The following is a 15,124-nucleotide window of genomic DNA, read 5'->3' on the forward strand; positions in this document are numbered from 1 at the left end:
AGGGGTTCCCCCGGGATCGTTACGCCTGCGCGCGAAGTTCGGCGCCGACCTCGTGCATGTGGCGCAACCCCATTCGGTACGAATCGATCAGACCCGTTGAAAGATAGGGCATTCCGATCTTCTCGCAGTACGCCTTGACCATCGGCTGCGCGAACCGCAGATTGGCCCGCGGCATGCTCGGGAAGAGGTGGTGCTCGATCTGGTAGTTGAGCCCGCCCATCATCCAGTCGATCACCAGACCGCCGTTCACGTTCCGCGACGTCAGCACCTGCTTCTCCAGGTGACCCCAGTTGGTGTCGTCCTCCGGCATCTCCATGCCCTTGTGGTTCGGCGCGAACACGCTGCCGAGGTGCAGGCCGAAGATCATGTGGTGGACCAGCGCGAACACCAGCGCCTGGGCCGGCGACATGATCAGGAACAGCGCGGTGAAGTACAGCATCAGGTGCGCCGCCATCAGCCCGAGCTCGACCTTCTGCTCGCGCTTGCGGGCGAGCAGAAAGCGGATGCTCGACACCTTGAGGTTGAAACCCTCCAGGGTCAGCAGCGGGAAGAAGATCCGCGCCTGGTTCCGGGTCAGCCAGCCCTCCAGGCCCTTCCGGCCGGACGCCTGCTCGAGGGTCCAGACCAGTACGCCCTCGCCGACGTCCGGGTCCTTGTCGGTGTGGTTCGGGTTGGCGTGGTGCCGGTTGTGCTTGTCGTTCCACCACGCGTAGCTCATGCCCAGCAGCAGGTTGCCGTGCAGCATCCCGACCCAGTCGTGCAGCTTGCGCGAGCTGGCGATCTGCTGGTGCCCCGCATCGTGCCCGAAGAACGCCGCCCGGGTGGTCAGAACCCCCAGCGGAAGCGCGAGCAGCAGTACCCACCAGGACGCGCCGACGACGGCGATCCCGGCCCAGGTGAGCGCCATCAAGGCGACGTTGATCCCGATCGCCATCGCGTACGCGGCCGTCCGCCGCTCCAGCAAACCGGCCGACTTGATCTCGCGCAGCAGCGGCGAGAAATCACTTCCGCGGGCAGGGGGAGCTAACACAGGTGGCTGAGCCATCAGGTCCTCGTCTCGGGTTCGGTGGGGGGCCTAGGCGTACAGCCGCGGCCAGCGTACGGCATCAATCCTTGTCGCCCTAACCGCGGAAAACATGAGTGCTACTACCCGGAGTGACCGGGGAGCTGAGGCCCGGGCCCTGGTGGAGTTAACTCCCCTGAGCCAGATCCCACGCTGGGTCATGATGGAGGCATGACAACCGTCGCCCTCACCGAGGCACCGCCGATGCGGTACCCGCGGCTCGCGCAGCCCTGGATCGCGCTCTTCCTCGCCATCGTGGCCGAGCTCGGGATCGCGCTGTTCGTGCTCGGCGTGGTGTCCGTGCCGCTGATTGCGGTCTGGGTCGGTATCCCGCTACTCCTCGTGGTCGTACCGACCACCCGCTGGTTCGCGAACTGCCACCGGACGATGCTGGCCGGCTTCCTCGGCGAGCGCATTCCGCGGCCGTACAAGCAGCCGCCGCTGCCCGGCATGCTGATGCGAATCCGGACGATCATGACCGACCCGCAGACCTGGCGGGACCTGATCTGGCTGCTGGTGAACGCGATCTTCGGCTTCACGCTCTGCCTGCTGAGCGCGGTGCTGTTCCTCGCCGGGCTGTTCTACCTGGTCTACCCGCTGCTGGTCGGAGTCACCCCGGAGGGTGTCTTCACCGAGCCGTTCGGCGGCCTGTTCACGGTGAACTTCGGCACCAGCTTCCTGATGATGCCGGTCGCGCTGCTCGCGTTCCTGATCTGGCAAGGCGCCGGTGAGCGGCTGCTGAAGGCGAACGCGTTCATGGCCCGTTCGCTGCTCGGCCCGACCGAGAGCGCCAAGCTGGCGATGCGGGTCCAGGAGCTGTCCGAGTCCCGCGCGGAGACGGTCGACACCCAGGCGGCCGAGCTGCGCCGGATCGAGCGGGACCTGCACGACGGCGCCCAGGCCCGGCTGGCCGCGCTGAGCATGAACCTCGGGATGGCCGAGGAGATGGTGGCCCGCGACCCGGCCCAGGCGGCGGCGCTGCTGACCGAGGCGCGCGAGTCGGCCAGCACGGCGCTGTCCGAGCTGCGTGACCTGGTCCGCGGCATCCACCCGCCGGTGCTCGCCGACCGCGGCCTCGAGGGCGCGGTCAAGGCGCTCGCGCTGACCTGCCCGTTCAAGGTCGACGTCACCTTCGACGTCCCCGGCCGGCCGGCCGCCCCGGTCGAGTCGGCGGCGTACTTCGCGGTCGCCGAATGCCTCGCGAACGCGGTCAAGTACTCGGCCGCGACGAACGCCTGGATCCAGATCACGCACGAGGAAGAGAAGCTGCACATGATCGTCGGCGACGACGGCGTGGGAGGTGCCTCGATCAAGCCCGGTGGCGGTCTGTACGGTATCGAACGGCGGCTGGCCGCCTTCGACGGTACGTTGACCGTGGTGAGCCCGAACGCCGGGCCGACCACCGTGATCATGGAGCTGCCTTGCGAGTCCTCATCGCTGAAGACCACGCCCTCCTCCGGGACGGCCTGATCCGCCTGCTGGAGGCGCACGACTTCGAGGTCGTGGAAGCGGTCGACAACGGGCCCCGGCTGGTACCCGCGCTGGTGGAGCACCGGCCGGACGTCGCGGTCGTGGACGTCCGGCTGCCACCGACGTTCACCGACGAGGGCCTGCGGGCCGCGATCGACGCCCGCAGCCAGGTCCCCGGCCTGCCGATCCTGGTGCTGTCCCAGTACGTCGAGCAGCTGTACGCCCGGGAGCTGCTCACTGGCGGCGGAGGCGGCGTCGGGTACCTGCTCAAGGACCGGGTCTCGAACGTCGCCGAGTTCCTGGACGCCGTCCGCCGCGTCGCCGGTGGTGGCACCGCGATGGACCCGGACGTGATCGGTCAGCTCCTCGCCCGGAACACCAAGGACTCCCCGGTCAGCCGGCTCACGCCCCGCGAGTCCGAGGTGCTCGGCCTGATGGCCGAAGGCCGGTCGAACGCGGCCATCGCCGGCGCGCTGTTCGTCACCGAGAAGGCGGTCAGCAAGCACACCAACAACATCTTCGCCAAGCTCGACCTGCCGCCGTCGGAAGACGACAACCGCCGCGTGATGGCGGTCCTGACCTATCTGTCGTCGCGCTGAAAGCTCCCGGTCCGGATTCGGCTCAGGAACTCGCGGGTGCGCGGCTCGCGGGGGTTCTCCAGGACCTGCGCGGGCGGGCCGAGCTCCAGCGGGCGGCCGCGGTGCAGGAAGCAGACCTGGTCGGCGACGTCGCGGGCGAAGCCCATCTCGTGGGTGCAGACGAGCATCGTCATCCCCTCCGACTTCAGCTCGCGGAGCAGGTCGAGCACCTCGCCGACGAGCTCCGGGTCGAGCGCCGACGTGACCTCGTCGAGCAGCAACAGCTGCGGTGAGTTGACCATCGCGCGCGCGATCGCGGCCCGCTGCTGCTGACCACCGGAGAGTTCGTCCGGCCGGGCCGCCGCCTTGTCCGCGAGGCCGACCCGTTCCAGCATCTGCAAAGCGCGCGCCCGGGCGGCGTCCCGCGGCACCTTGTGGACCCGGATCGGGGCCAGCGTGATGTTGTCCAGCACGCTCAGATGCGGAAACAGGTTGTACGACTGGAAGACGATCCCGATCCCGGACCGGACCTCGTCCGCGTCGATGCGGGGATCGGTGATGTCGACGCCATCCAGCTCGACCACACCGTCGTCGACGGTCTCGAGCAGGTTCACGCAGCGCAACAGCGTCGACTTCCCGGAGCCGGACGCCCCGATCAGGACCACGCACTCCCCCGCCGCGACTTCCAGATCGAAACCGTCGAGAACGACGTTCTCGCCGTACGCCTTCCGGACGCCGCGGATGCTCAGCAAGTTGGTCATACCGGTCCACCTCCCCCGCCGTACCAGCCTTGTTTGCGGGCCACGTAATCGGTCAGTCGCGTCAACGGGATGGTCAGCGCGACGAAGAGCAGTCCGGCCACTACGTACGGTGTGAAGTTGAAGTCGATCGCGGTTTCGAGCTGGGCGGCCCGGATCGCGTCGATCACGCCCAGTACGGCGATCAGGCCGGAGTCCTTTTGCAGGCTGACGAAATCGTTGAGCAGCGGCGGAAGCACACGGCGTACGGCCTGCGGCAAGACGACGAAGCGCAGCGTCTGCCGGTAGGTCAGTCCGAGTGAACGCGCCGCGGCCCGTTGGGACGGATGCACCGACTCGATCCCGGCGCGGAAGACCTCGGCGACGTACGAGGAGTACGTCAGCACGAGGGCCGCCCCGCCCCAGATCACCGCCTGATTGGGCAGTCCCCGCAACTGCAACGCGGGTACGCCGAAACCGAGCAGGAAGATCACCAGCAGGAGCGGCAGGCCACGAAACACATCCGTGTACGCCGCCGCGAACACCCGCAACGGGAAGAAGATCGGCCCGCGCAGCGTACGCATGATGGCCAGCGTCATCCCGATCACCACGATCAGGACCGCGCAGACCAGCATCACCCGGACGTTCAGCCAGAGGCCCTGGGCAACGATCGGGAGCGCTTCCCAGCCGCGATGGACGTCGAAGAACGTCTCCCGGACCCGCGGCCAGCCGGGCGTCGAGGTGACGCCCACGACGACCAGCGCGAGCAGGATCACCGAGCTGACCGCGGCGATCAGAGTCGATCGCCGGGCCTGCCGGCTGCGGTACGCGATCCGGTCCCGCTGGAGCGCCGACGGTTCCCAGTGCGTCACGAGAGCTCGGGAGCGCCGGACTCGGTCAAGTACTGCTTCTGCAGGTTGGCGAGCGTGCCGTCCGACTTGAGCGCGTCGACCGCCTGCGAGACACAGCCGGTCAGCTTCGAACCCTTGGCGAGTACGAAACCGAACTGCTCCGCCTTGCCGCTGGACGGCAGCTGGCCGACGATCTTGCCGTTGTCGAGCTGCGCCCCGGTCATGTAGAACGCGGTCGGCAGGTCCACCACGATGCCGTCGATCTGCTTGTTCTTCAGCGCCTGCACGGCCAGGTCGTTGGTGTCGAACACGGCCGGGGTCTGCTTCGGCTTCACGATGTCACGGAGATCGGTGTAACTCGTCGTACCCACCTGAGCACCGAGTTTCGCGTCCGCCAGCTCGGCCACGGACTTGGCGTTCGCGATCTTGCTGCCGGCGGTGGTGATCACGGTCTGGCGGACGTCGTAGTACCCGGACGAGAAGTCGACCGCCTTGCTCCGGTCCGCCGAGATCGAGACCTGGTTCACATCCAGGTCGAATGCCTTCGGGCCGGGCGCGAACGCGGTGTTGAACTGGACCGTCAGCCACTTCACCTCGGTCGCCTCGAACCCGAGTTTCTTCGCCACCGCGTAGGTGACGGCCGACTCGTACCCCTTGCCGTTGCTCGGATCGTTGCCGCTGAACCACGGCTCGTACGCCGGTTTGTCGGTCCCGACAGTCAACGTGCCGGCGGTCTTCACCGCCAGCTTGTCCTTGGCGCAGGCCTCCGCGCCCGACGGCGTCGCCGCCGCACCGGACGAATTGTCCTCCGGTGCGCACGCACCCAACCCCACCAGGGCCAGCACCGCCAGGCCCGCCATTGCACGCGTTCTCATGCGGAGCATGCTAAGTCCTCCGCCGGTATGCGGTGGGGCTTGATCCAGTGTGCAGACGGAAGCGGGTCGAGAAGTACAGCGGATCGGCGTACCCGACGGCGGCGGCGACCGAGGCGACCGAGCGGCTGGTGAGTTCCAGCAGGCGGGCCGCGGCGTCCAAGCGGCGGCGTTCCACGAACTGCTGCGGACCCACGCCGAGCTGCTCGCGGAACAGGTGCGCGAACCGGGACACCGAGAGGTTGACCGCGCGGGCCAGCCGCGGGACGTCCAGGGTCGCGGTCAGGTCCTGGTCGATCAGCTCGATCGCGCGCAGCAACCGGTCGTCGATCTGGACCGCCTTCGGGTTCTGCGTGTCGCACCAGAGCAGCGCGGCCTCGAGCGAGTTCGCGCTCAGCTGCTCGGCCTGGGGAAGCACACTGTGCTGGTGGCGTACGGCGTCGCGCAGATGCTCGGTGATCCGGTCGAAGGTGGGCGTGGCCGGATGGAGCTGAACGATGCCGGGAGCAACTTCCGGCCAGTCGAGGAGCGGGAGCCAATCCGGTTTCGGGTTCACATGCGCGTACAGGAACTGCCAGCGGTCGCCGACGGTGCCGTAGTCGTGCAGGACGCCCGGACGGATCAGCGTGACGCTGCCGGGCAGTGCGGGGAGCTGACCGAATCGTCCCTGGCCGGCGAGCGTGTGGACGAGCAGCCAGTCGGTCGTACCGCGGTGCCGATAGGTCGCGTACTCAGGCCCTTCGTCGAACTCACCGGTCACCAGCCGGCGTACGGCCGGGTGCGGCGACTCAGCAGGATATCGAAGGTTCACAGCTCGATAGACTATCGTCGCTCCGGGTGCCGCGCCGCATCCTGAAGGCATGACAGTTGTCGACGTTTACCAGCAGGACGGCATCGTCCAGGTCCCCCAGTTGCTCGATCCGGCCGAGGTCGAGCGGGTCCGCACAGTGTTCATGGAGCAGGTCGCGGTGGATCATTCGCTCGCGATCGACGACGGCGTACCGGACGACGATCCGCTGGCGAAGTACCCGCGGTTCGTGCACCCGCACCGGCGGACCGACACCGACGCGGGGAAGGTCGCGCTGGAGCTGATGCTCGACAGCCGGATCCTCGATGTTGTCCAGGCGCTGATCGGGCCCGCGCTCGGCGCCCAGTCGATGTTCTACTTCAAGCCGCCGGGCGCCCGCGGGCAGGCGCTGCACCAGGACAACACATTCCTGCGCGCCGATCCCGAAACCTGCCTGGCCGCCTGGATCGCGGTCGATGACGTGGACGCGGACAACGGCGGGCTCGCGGTCGTCCCCGGCTCGCACCGCACCGACCTGCTCTGCCCCGAGCCGGCCGACCTGACCGAGTCCTTCACCAACGCCGAGGTCCCGGTCCCGGCCGGCCTGACCAAGGTCCAGACCAAGATGAAGGCCGGCGACGTCCTGTTCTTCCACGGCAGCGTCGTCCACGGCTCCCGCCCGAACACCACCCCGGACCGCTTCCGCCGCGCCCTGATCTTCCACTACATCCCCGAAGACAGCGTCGAAATCGCCGCCTTCTACAACCCCCTCATCCGCCCCGACCGCCGCCAAACCATCCTCCCCGAAGCCCTCGGCGGCGGCCCCTGCGGCGACTACGCGGAGATGGAACCGTGACGGTGCAGTAGGCCGAGGTACGCGGCCGACTTGTACTCACCCGAACACCCCGACCCCAACACATCGAGACCGCCCGCACCGGCCCGCACGGCGGTCTCGATGTCGGGGTGCGCACGAAGCAGACCACCACCCAGTACAACCCGGTCCACTTCTTGCACCCCGATCGCCTCGACCAGACAGCGAGCCACAAGTTCGAGTTCCTCCGCCGACATCGGCGTCGAGAGCGCATGCCCGCCAATCTGCGCATCCAGACAGCCGAGCCGCCCACACCCAGCACAGACCTTGTCGCCGAACGAGGTCAGATGGCCGAACTCAACCGGTACAGCTTCCCCGTCGCGGACCCCGACCGCGCCGACACCGGTGCCGATCCCGACGTACAACGTGATCCCCGGGGGCCGGCCGAGCAGTAGCCACTCTCCGATCGCCGCGGCCTCTGCGTCGTTCATCGAAAGCACCGGAGGCGACGCCATCCCCAGTTCGTCGCTGATGTGCACGTCCATCCAGCCGAGATGGTGCGCACCTCGTACCCGATCCCCTTCCACCAGCCCCGGCGCGGCAACCAGCCAGGGCAGATCCCGGTACTCGGCCGGCTGCACCTCTCGCACCGGTGCACCCGAGTCGATCAGCAGGGCCTGACTCGACGAACCGCCGACCTCGATTGTCAGCATGGTGGTCCTCATCGGTTTGGAGAGTCTCGTGGGCCGGTGCGCCAGCCGGGTGGGCCGGTGCCGCGGCCTGAGGTGGTGGGGCCGTTCGGGTCTTGCTTGAGGGGGATGGTGGTGGGGACGACCAGGCCCGAGTTGGTCATTCGGTGGAGGTCCATCAGGCGGAGGTCGAGGCGGTTCTCGGTACCTCGGGTGAGGGGTTGTGGGGCTGGGCGGGCGTTGTGCAGGTCTATCGCGGTCTCGACCACGTGCCGGACCGGAGGTTCCAGATCGGTGCGATCGAGCAGCGTCGTGGCGGTGCTGAGGAAGAACTGCTGTTCGGCGGGTGTGGGTGGGCGGTTGCGTTCGTCGAGGATCGTCTGCCGGGCACCGTGCGGTGCCGGCATCAAGCCGAGGTCGTCGCGATGGTTCTCGTACAGGACGTTGCCGTCGCGATCGACCACATAGATGTCGTCGAACTGGGCAAGGAGCTCGGCAGCGTGGGCCGCGTCGGGCATGCCGGCGGCGGCTTCGTCGTGGAGTTCCTTTTCCAGCCACCTCCCGAACCCGATCGAGTCCTTCGACCGCTGATACCGGTCCGCCATCCCGAGCAGGCTGTTGGCCTCGTTGGTGGCGATGAAGACGGCCGCCATCCGGTACCCATGCGGACGGAAGCCGCTCACCCAGAAATCGGTGGCCACTTCCGACCCCAGCGGGCTGCTGGCGATCACGTCGTACTGCTGGGTGCGCAGATGATTCAGCACGTGGTCGCGCAGATCCTCCGGCAGACTCCGCGCGATGACCAGGTTGCCGTCGAGCCCGTTCGCGCGCATGTTCGCGTCGAAGCGTGGATGCGCCGGCGGGTCGTCGTCGCGGTCGTACACCGCCACCCGCTCGGCGCCAAGCGCGGCCTGGATCAGCGCCTGGACCGTCGACTTGCCGGCCGCCGGCTGGCCGCCGATCACGATCAGGAACGGGCGTTGACCAGGGAGCCGGACCGGGACCACCCGCGGCGTGATCTGGAGGATGCGGCGCTTGCGCACCGCCGCCTGCTCCGCCTCGGTCAGTGCCGGATCGACGCTCACCGGTCGAGCTCGGCGCGGAGTTCGGCCAGCAGGTCCGGGTAGCGGCGGATCACCTCGGCTCGCTCGAACGCACTCATCGCGTCCCGGCGCCGGAACTCGTCGTCGTAGAACGCGAGCCGCTCCGCCGCACGCGTCCCACCGTCCCGGCTGAGCAGGCTGTTGCAGCACGAGACAACGGCTTGAATCAGGTCGTGAACCTGCTCGCGTTCGATCCGCTCCGCGTGGCTCAGCGGCGCGATCGCACGCCCGCCGAGCGCCGCCGTGATGTGCTGCCGCCCCATCTCATCGCCAGGCACCGCGCCTCCGCCCTCTCAAGGAAGGGCAAAGCTACCTGGATCAGGCGTAGTCGCGGAAGCCTCTGCTCGTTTTGCGACCCAGGTACCCGGCCGTCACCAGGTGCTCCAGCAGCGGCGCGGGCGCGAAGCCGGGCTCGCGGAACTCCAGGTACAGCGTGCGCTGGATCGCCAGCGACACATCCAGCCCGACCACGTCGAGCAGCGCGAACGGCCCCATCGGCAACCGGCAGCCGAGCTTCATCGCGGCGTCGATGTCGTCCACGCCGGCGTAGTGCGCCTCCAGCATCCGGACGGCATCGTTCAAGTACGGGAACAGCAGCGCGTTCACGATGAAACCGGCCCGGTCCCCGCAGCGTACGGGATGCTTGCCCGCGGCAACTGCTACGGCAGCGGCCGTGTCCGCGACATCCGGCGCGGTGGCAACCGTACTGACCACCTCGACCAGCTGCATCACCGGCGCCGGGTTGAAGAAGTGCAGCCCGATCACGTCGGCCGGCCGCTTCGTCGCCATCGCCAGGTCGATCACCGGCAACGACGAAGTGGTCGTGGCCAGAATCGCGCCCGGTTTGCAGATTTCGTCGAAGCTCTCGAACAGTGCCTGCTTGACGCTCAGTTCCTCGACCACGGCCTCGATCACCAGGTCGACGGAGGCAAGATCGTCCAGCTTCGCCGTACCGGTCACCCGGCGCAGCGCGGCGTCCCGCTCCTCGCTGGACAGTTTGCCGCGCTGTACACCCTTCTCCAGCGAGCGCTCCAGCGTGGCTCGGACCCGGTCCACCTTTTCGGTGCCGCGGGCAACATAAAGCACGTCGTACCCGGCCTTCGCGCACACCTCGACGATGCCGACCGCCATCGTCCCGGAGCCGACCACCCCGACCTGCTTGACCGGGCGTACGGCGGGCGCTTCCGCCGGTACCGACGGAGTGTTCTCGTCGTCCACCACGACCGGCGAATCCGGCGCCTCGTACGTGTAGAAGCCGCGACCGGTCTTCCGGCCGAGCAGCCCGGCGGTGACCATCTGCTTGAGGATCGGCGCCGGCGCGTGCAGCCGGTTCCGGCCCTGCTTGTACATCGTGTCCAGGATCTCGTACGCCGTGTCCAGGCCGATCAGGTCGAGCAGCGCCAACGGACCCATCGGGTACCCACAGCCGAGCCGCATCGCCGCGTCGACGTCCTCGCGGGTGGCGTACCGGGACTCGACCATCGACACCGCATGGTTCAGGTACCCGAAGAGCAGCGCGTTCGCGATGAAACCGGCCCGGTCGGCGGCCACCACCGGCACCTTGTCGAGCCGGCGCGCCAGCGCCTGGACGTCGTCGACCACGTCCGGCTCGGTGACGACGGTCTTGATCACCTCGACGAACTCCTGCACCGGAGCCGGGTTGAAGAAGTGCATGCCGACCACGCGCCGCGGCCGCTGGGTGGCGACCGAGATCTCGGTCACCGACAACGACGACGTGTTCGTGGCCAGGATCGCGTCCTCGCGGACGATCTTGTCCAGCGCGCCGAAGATCTCGCGCTTCAGCTCGAGCCGCTCCACCACCGCCTCGATCACCAGGTCGCAGTCCGCGAGCGCCTCCATCGAGGTCGCGAACGTGACCCGGCCGAACAGCGCGTCCTGGTCCTCGACCGAGAGCTTGCCGCGCTTCACCGCCCGGTCGGTCGAGTGCTGGATGTGCCCACGGCCGCGGGCCACGGCTTCGTCGTCCCGCTCGACGCCGACCACGGTCAGCCCGTGCCGCGCGAACACCTCGGCGATCCCGGCGCCCATCGTGCCGAGACCCACCACACCCACCGTCGTCAGTTCCCGAGCCATGCTCCGCACTATGCCAGTCCGGGAGGTGGTCCGCCCATGAGCTGTATCACCGGCGAGGTCAACCTCACACTTGCACCGATCATCCGGCGCCTGCTCAGCCGCGGACGGCCAGGACCTGGAGCCAGGTGCCCCGGGTGCTGTCCTCCCGGGTCAGGAGGTCGACGCGCCAGCCGGTCTCGGTCAGCAGCGCGCGCAGCGGCTCCTCGGGCCACAGGACGAATTGCCGCGGCAGATCCAGGAAGCGGTTCGACCACTCCTCGCCGCTGCCCTCACGGGTCGTGAACGCCAGGATCGGCGCGGCCCGCACTGCCTTCTTCAGTACGCCGGCCAGCTGCGCGCGATCGAAGTGCAGGAAGACCGCGCTCGCGTACACGGCCGCGTACGGTCCACCGAAATCGTCCGTGAGCGCGTCCAACCGGTCCGCCGGGTGACCGTCGGCGTGCATCATCTCCACGAAGGACATGGCGGCATCGGTCCGTCGTACCCGCAGGCCGCGCCGTTCGAGTTCGAGCGCGCCCGCACCCGTACCGCTGCCGAGCTCGAGCACCCGCGCGCCCGCACCGGCCCGCTCGGCCAGCACGTCCATCAGGTGCGCGAGCGCCGGGCTCGGCTGCTTCGGGATCGAGTCGCGGAACTTGGCCGCCGCCTGTTCGTACGCGGCCAGCGTCAGCTCGTTGTCGGTCGGTACGCGGCTCCAGCCGTCGCCGGTGTGTTCGACGGTGGCGGGGAGTTTGAGGCCCAGGTCCAGCCCGAGCACCACGACCGTCTCGCCGCGGTGCAGGTCCGCGATCGCCTGCAGCTCGGCGTCCGGCCGCTGAGTCAGGTCGGGGACGACGGTCAGCTTGACGCCAAGCACCTCCGCCAGCCGCGATCCCGCCGCCGCCTCGAACGGCCCGGCGTACACCTGTGCGACCCGCTCGCCGATCGTCGCGTCCTGGATGTCACCGGGCAGCAGCAGGATCCGGGCGGGGCACATGAGGTTCATGGCGCCACGTACTCCAGCGCGGCCTCCGCGTACTGCCCTTCGCTCACCTTCGGCATCATGATCACCACCCTGCCACCTCACCCCGGCCGGGCGACATAGGTTCCGGCCAGGATGTGCACTACGGTGCTTTCTCGTGCGCTTGGTCATTGCTACGTGTTCTGTCGACTATTCGGGGCGGCTGACGGCTCATCTGCCGATGGCGCCGAGACTGCTGATGGTGAAGGCGGACGGATCGGTCCTGATCCACGCCGACGGCGGGTCGTACAAACCGCTGAACTGGATGTCGCCGCCGTGCAAACTCACCGAGGAGGACGGCGTCTGGAGCGTCACCAACAAGGCGGGTGAGGAGCTCCGGATCACCCTCCAGGAGGTGCACAGCGACACCGCGTACGAGCTGGGTACGGACCCCGGGCTGATCAAGGACGGGGTCGAGGCGCACCTGCAGGAGCTGCTCGCGGAGCACGTGCACACCTTCGGCGACGGCTGGACGCTGGTACGGCGTGAGTACCCGACCGCGATCGGGCCGGTCGATCTGCTGCTGCGTGATGCCGACGGCAAGCACGTCGCGGTGGAGATCAAGCGTCGCGGCGAGATCGACGGCGTCGAGCAGCTGACCCGGTACGTGGAACTGCTCAACCGCGACCCGCTGCTGGCCCCGGTGCGCGGCATCTTCGCCGCGCAGCTGATCAAGCCGCAGGCCCAGTTCCTGGCGACGGATCGTGGCCTGGAGTGCCTGACGGTGGACTACGACGCACTCCGCGGGATGGAGTCGGACGTCCTCCGGCTGTTCTAAAACGACCCTCTAACTCCTGACAAAGCAGAGAATTTGCCCGATTTCGGGCAGATCCTTTGCCTTGGACCGCCGGAACCTGCAGAGTTGACGGGTGATCAGTGAGGCAGCGGCCGTAGAGCCGGTGGACGAACTGGCCGAGCAGGTCAGCCGGACGACCGGCCTGTCGGCGGACGTGTCGCGACGCGTGGTCGCCGACGTCCTTGCCTATTTCACCGAGACGACCGAGGAGTACGTCCGGCGCCGGCACCGTGAGCTGCAGACCTACGGCGCCCGCAACGACGAGATCTTCGCCCGGCTCGGCACCGAGCTCCGGCACTGGCCGGTCCGCTCGCCCGAACTCTCCGCCCGGCAGCTACGACGGATCGTCTACGGCTGACCTCCACAACCTTCCGAAAGGCACCACTACATGTGCGGAATCGTCGGGTACGTCGGCCCCAAGCCGGCCGCGCCCATCCTGGTGGACGGACTGGCCCGCCTCGAGTACCGGGGCTACGACTCGGCGGGCGTCGCGGTTCTCGGCGCCAGCGAGCTCAAGGTGCACAAGGACGCCGGCCGGGTCCGTGAGCTGGAAGCCTCGCTGCCGAAGCGGTTCGGCGGCAAGCTCGGCATCGGCCACACCCGGTGGGCCACCCACGGCGGTCCGAGCAAGGACAACGCGCACCCGCACATGAGCGGCAACGAGCGGATCGCGGTCGTCCACAACGGCATCTTCGACAACGCCGGCGCGCTCCGTTCGCAGCTCGAGGAGTCCGGCGTCAAGCTCCGCTCGGACACCGACACCGAGGTGCTCGCACACCTGATCGAGCAGGCCGACGGCGACACCCTCGAGGAGAAGGTGCTGGCCAGCCTGCGCCGGATCGACGGCACGTACGGGATCGCGGTGATCGACCTGGAGTTCCCGGACCGGATCGTCGTCGCCCGCAACGGCAGCCCGCTGATCCTCGGCATCGGCGACGGCGAGATGCACGTCGCGTCGGACGCGGCCGCGCTGATCCGGTACACCCGCCAGGTGGTGTACCTGGACGACGGCGAGCTGGCCACCGTACGCGCCGACGGGTACCGCACTTTCACCCAGGACGCTTCGCCGACCACCAAGACCGCGAAGACGGTCGAGTGGGAAGCCGACGAGTACGAGCGCGGCCTGCACGAGCACTTCATGATGAAGGAGATCCACGAGCAGCCGGACGCCGTCGGCCGGGCCATCCGCGGCCGGCTGGACGAGCGCTTCCACACCGTGCACCTCGGCGGCCTGAACATGGACGCCCGCGAGGCGCGCGAGATCAAGCGGGTCAAGATCCTCGGCTGCGGCTCGGCGTACTACGCCGGCCAGATGGGCGCGCAGTTCATCGAAGAGGTCGCGCGGATTCCGGCCGACGCCGAGCCGGCGTCCGAGTTCCGGTACCGCAACCCGGTGGTCGAGCGGGACACGCTGTACGTGGCCGTGTCGCAGTCCGGCGAAACCCTGGACACGCTGGTCGCGGTGCAGGAGCTGAAGCGCAAGGGCGGCCGGGTGATCGGCCTGGTGAACGCGGTCGGTTCCAGCATCGCGCGCGAGGTCGACGGCGGCGTGTACCTGCACGCCGGCCCGGAGGTTTCGGTCGCGTCCACGAAGGCGCTGACCAACATGGCGGTCGGGTTCGCGATGCTCGGCATCCACCTCGGCCGGATCCGCGACGTCTCCCCCGCCGACGGCCGGCGGCTGATCGACGGCCTGAAGAAGCTGCCCGAGCACATCGCCGCGATCGTCGCCCAGGAAGAGGAGCTGGCCAAGATCGCGGGCCGGCTCGCGCAGCACGAGTCGCTGTTCTTCGTCGGCCGGACCCGCGGGTACCCGGTGGCGCGGGAGGGCGCGCAGAAGCTGAAGGAGATCTCGTACCGGCACGCGGAGGCGTACCAGACATCCGAGCTGAAGCACGGTCCGCTGGCGCTGATCTCGCCGGACGTACCGAGCGTGGCGATCGTTCCGGACGACGAGCTGGTGGACCGCAACATCGGCGCGCTGCACGAGATCGGGGCGCGGTCCGGCCCGCTGTACGTGGTCACGCACCCGGGTGTGGACATCCCGGACGGGGTGGCCGCCAAGATCGTGGTCCCGAAGAACGAGGCGGAGCTGGACCCGATCCTGCTGACCATCCCGCTGCAGATCATCGCGTACTACGCGGCGGTTGCCCTCGGCCACGACGTCGACAAGCCCCGCAACCTGGCCAAGTCGGTCACCGTCGAATAGGCGGATCGCCAGGCCATCACCATCCCCCACGCCCGAACCCCGCCACGCTCAGCGCGGCGGGGTT

Annotated in this window: 16 protein-coding genes; 6 read left to right on the plus strand and 10 right to left on the minus strand. The window is 68.6% G+C overall.

Annotation, left to right across the window (positions count from 1 at the left end; genetic code table 11):
• Window positions 1-19 precede the first annotated feature (19 nt).
• A complete protein-coding gene (locus tag ABD260_RS15825; RefSeq protein WP_344234283.1) occupies window positions 20-1,045 on the minus strand; it encodes a fatty acid desaturase family protein in 1,026 nt (341 codons plus the stop codon).
• A gap of 189 nt (window positions 1,046-1,234) precedes the next feature.
• Here ABD260_RS15825 and ABD260_RS15830 point away from each other — a divergent pair, with 189 nt between their 5' ends.
• Both ABD260_RS15830 and ABD260_RS15835 read left to right on the plus strand, forming a co-directional pair.
• On the plus strand, window positions 1,235-2,533 hold the full coding sequence (locus tag ABD260_RS15830; protein ID WP_344234284.1) for a sensor histidine kinase: 1,299 nt from the start codon (window positions 1,235-1,237) through the stop codon (window positions 2,531-2,533).
• A complete protein-coding gene (locus ABD260_RS15835) occupies window positions 2,485-3,132 on the plus strand; it encodes a LuxR C-terminal-related transcriptional regulator (protein ID WP_344234285.1) in 648 nt (215 codons plus the stop codon). Before ABD260_RS15830 ends, ABD260_RS15835 begins: the two co-directional genes overlap by 49 nt.
• Here the strand turns inward: ABD260_RS15835 and ABD260_RS15840 are convergent.
• From ABD260_RS15840 to ABD260_RS15855, 4 genes are read right to left on the minus strand one after another with little or no spacing between them, the layout of a single operon-like run.
• Window positions 3,114-3,872, minus strand: coding sequence for an amino acid ABC transporter ATP-binding protein (locus ABD260_RS15840; RefSeq protein ID WP_344234286.1), 759 nt, complete (start codon window positions 3,870-3,872; stop codon window positions 3,114-3,116). The two genes, ABD260_RS15835 and ABD260_RS15840, sit on opposite strands and share 19 nt — an antisense overlap.
• Window positions 3,869-4,720 carry an amino acid ABC transporter permease gene (locus tag ABD260_RS15845; protein ID WP_344234287.1) on the minus strand — a complete coding sequence of 284 codons (852 nt, stop codon included), beginning with the start codon at window positions 4,718-4,720 and terminating at the stop codon, window positions 3,869-3,871. Before ABD260_RS15845 ends, ABD260_RS15840 begins: the two co-directional genes overlap by 4 nt.
• On the minus strand, window positions 4,717-5,574 hold the full coding sequence (locus ABD260_RS15850) for an ABC transporter substrate-binding protein (RefSeq protein WP_344234288.1): 858 nt from the start codon (window positions 5,572-5,574) through the stop codon (window positions 4,717-4,719). The genes ABD260_RS15845 and ABD260_RS15850 overlap by 4 nt, the downstream gene beginning before the upstream one ends.
• Before the next feature lie 10 nt (window positions 5,575-5,584).
• Window positions 5,585-6,382 (minus strand): helix-turn-helix domain-containing protein, encoded by a 798-nt coding sequence (locus ABD260_RS15855; RefSeq protein WP_344234289.1) that lies wholly within the window; start codon window positions 6,380-6,382, stop codon window positions 5,585-5,587.
• Between the two features lie 49 nt (window positions 6,383-6,431).
• Here ABD260_RS15855 and ABD260_RS15860 point away from each other — a divergent pair, with 49 nt between their 5' ends.
• Window positions 6,432-7,214, plus strand: coding sequence for a phytanoyl-CoA dioxygenase family protein (locus ABD260_RS15860; RefSeq protein WP_344234290.1), 783 nt, complete (start codon window positions 6,432-6,434; stop codon window positions 7,212-7,214).
• On the opposite strand, the gene ABD260_RS15865 is transcribed toward ABD260_RS15860, so the two are convergent.
• The 5 genes from ABD260_RS15865 to ABD260_RS15885 all read right to left on the minus strand — a co-directional run bounded on the left by ABD260_RS15865 (window position 7,193) and on the right by ABD260_RS15885 (window position 12,040).
• Window positions 7,193-7,894, minus strand: coding sequence for an ROK family protein (locus ABD260_RS15865; protein ID WP_344234291.1), 702 nt, complete (start codon window positions 7,892-7,894; stop codon window positions 7,193-7,195). The genes ABD260_RS15860 and ABD260_RS15865 overlap by 22 nt on opposite strands.
• On the minus strand, window positions 7,891-8,943 hold the full coding sequence (locus ABD260_RS15870; protein WP_344234292.1) for a zeta toxin family protein: 1,053 nt from the start codon (window positions 8,941-8,943) through the stop codon (window positions 7,891-7,893). Before ABD260_RS15870 ends, ABD260_RS15865 begins: the two co-directional genes overlap by 4 nt.
• Window positions 8,940-9,239: a hypothetical protein gene (locus tag ABD260_RS15875; protein ID WP_344234293.1), complete on the minus strand. Its 300-nt coding sequence runs from the start codon at window positions 9,237-9,239 to the stop codon at window positions 8,940-8,942. The genes ABD260_RS15870 and ABD260_RS15875 overlap by 4 nt, the downstream gene beginning before the upstream one ends.
• 40 nt (window positions 9,240-9,279) lie before the next feature.
• Complete coding sequence (locus ABD260_RS15880; protein WP_344234294.1) at window positions 9,280-11,055, minus strand: 3-hydroxyacyl-CoA dehydrogenase family protein; 1,776 nt, start codon at window positions 11,053-11,055, stop codon at window positions 9,280-9,282.
• 94 nt (window positions 11,056-11,149) lie between these two features.
• Complete coding sequence (locus tag ABD260_RS15885) at window positions 11,150-12,040, minus strand: class I SAM-dependent methyltransferase (RefSeq protein WP_344234295.1); 891 nt, start codon at window positions 12,038-12,040, stop codon at window positions 11,150-11,152.
• Window positions 12,041-12,173: 133 nt separating this feature from the next.
• Here ABD260_RS15885 and nucS point away from each other — a divergent pair, with 133 nt between their 5' ends.
• The 3 genes from nucS to glmS all read left to right on the plus strand — a co-directional run bounded on the left by nucS (window position 12,174) and on the right by glmS (window position 15,060).
• Window positions 12,174-12,833, plus strand: coding sequence for an endonuclease NucS (gene nucS, locus ABD260_RS15890; RefSeq protein WP_344234296.1), 660 nt, complete (start codon window positions 12,174-12,176; stop codon window positions 12,831-12,833).
• Window positions 12,834-12,924: 91 nt separating this feature from the next.
• Window positions 12,925-13,209 (plus strand): hypothetical protein, encoded by a 285-nt coding sequence (locus ABD260_RS15895; RefSeq protein WP_425553346.1) that lies wholly within the window; start codon window positions 12,925-12,927, stop codon window positions 13,207-13,209.
• Window positions 13,210-13,239: 30 nt separating this feature from the next.
• Window positions 13,240-15,060, plus strand: a complete 1,821-nt coding sequence (glmS, locus tag ABD260_RS15900; protein ID WP_344234297.1) for a glutamine--fructose-6-phosphate transaminase (isomerizing) — start codon at window positions 13,240-13,242, stop codon at window positions 15,058-15,060.
• Window positions 15,061-15,124 lie beyond the last annotated feature (64 nt).

The organism is Kribbella hippodromi (genome assembly GCF_039531045.1).
In the GTDB taxonomy this organism is placed as follows: Bacteria; Actinomycetota; Actinomycetes; order Propionibacteriales; family Kribbellaceae; genus Kribbella; species Kribbella hippodromi.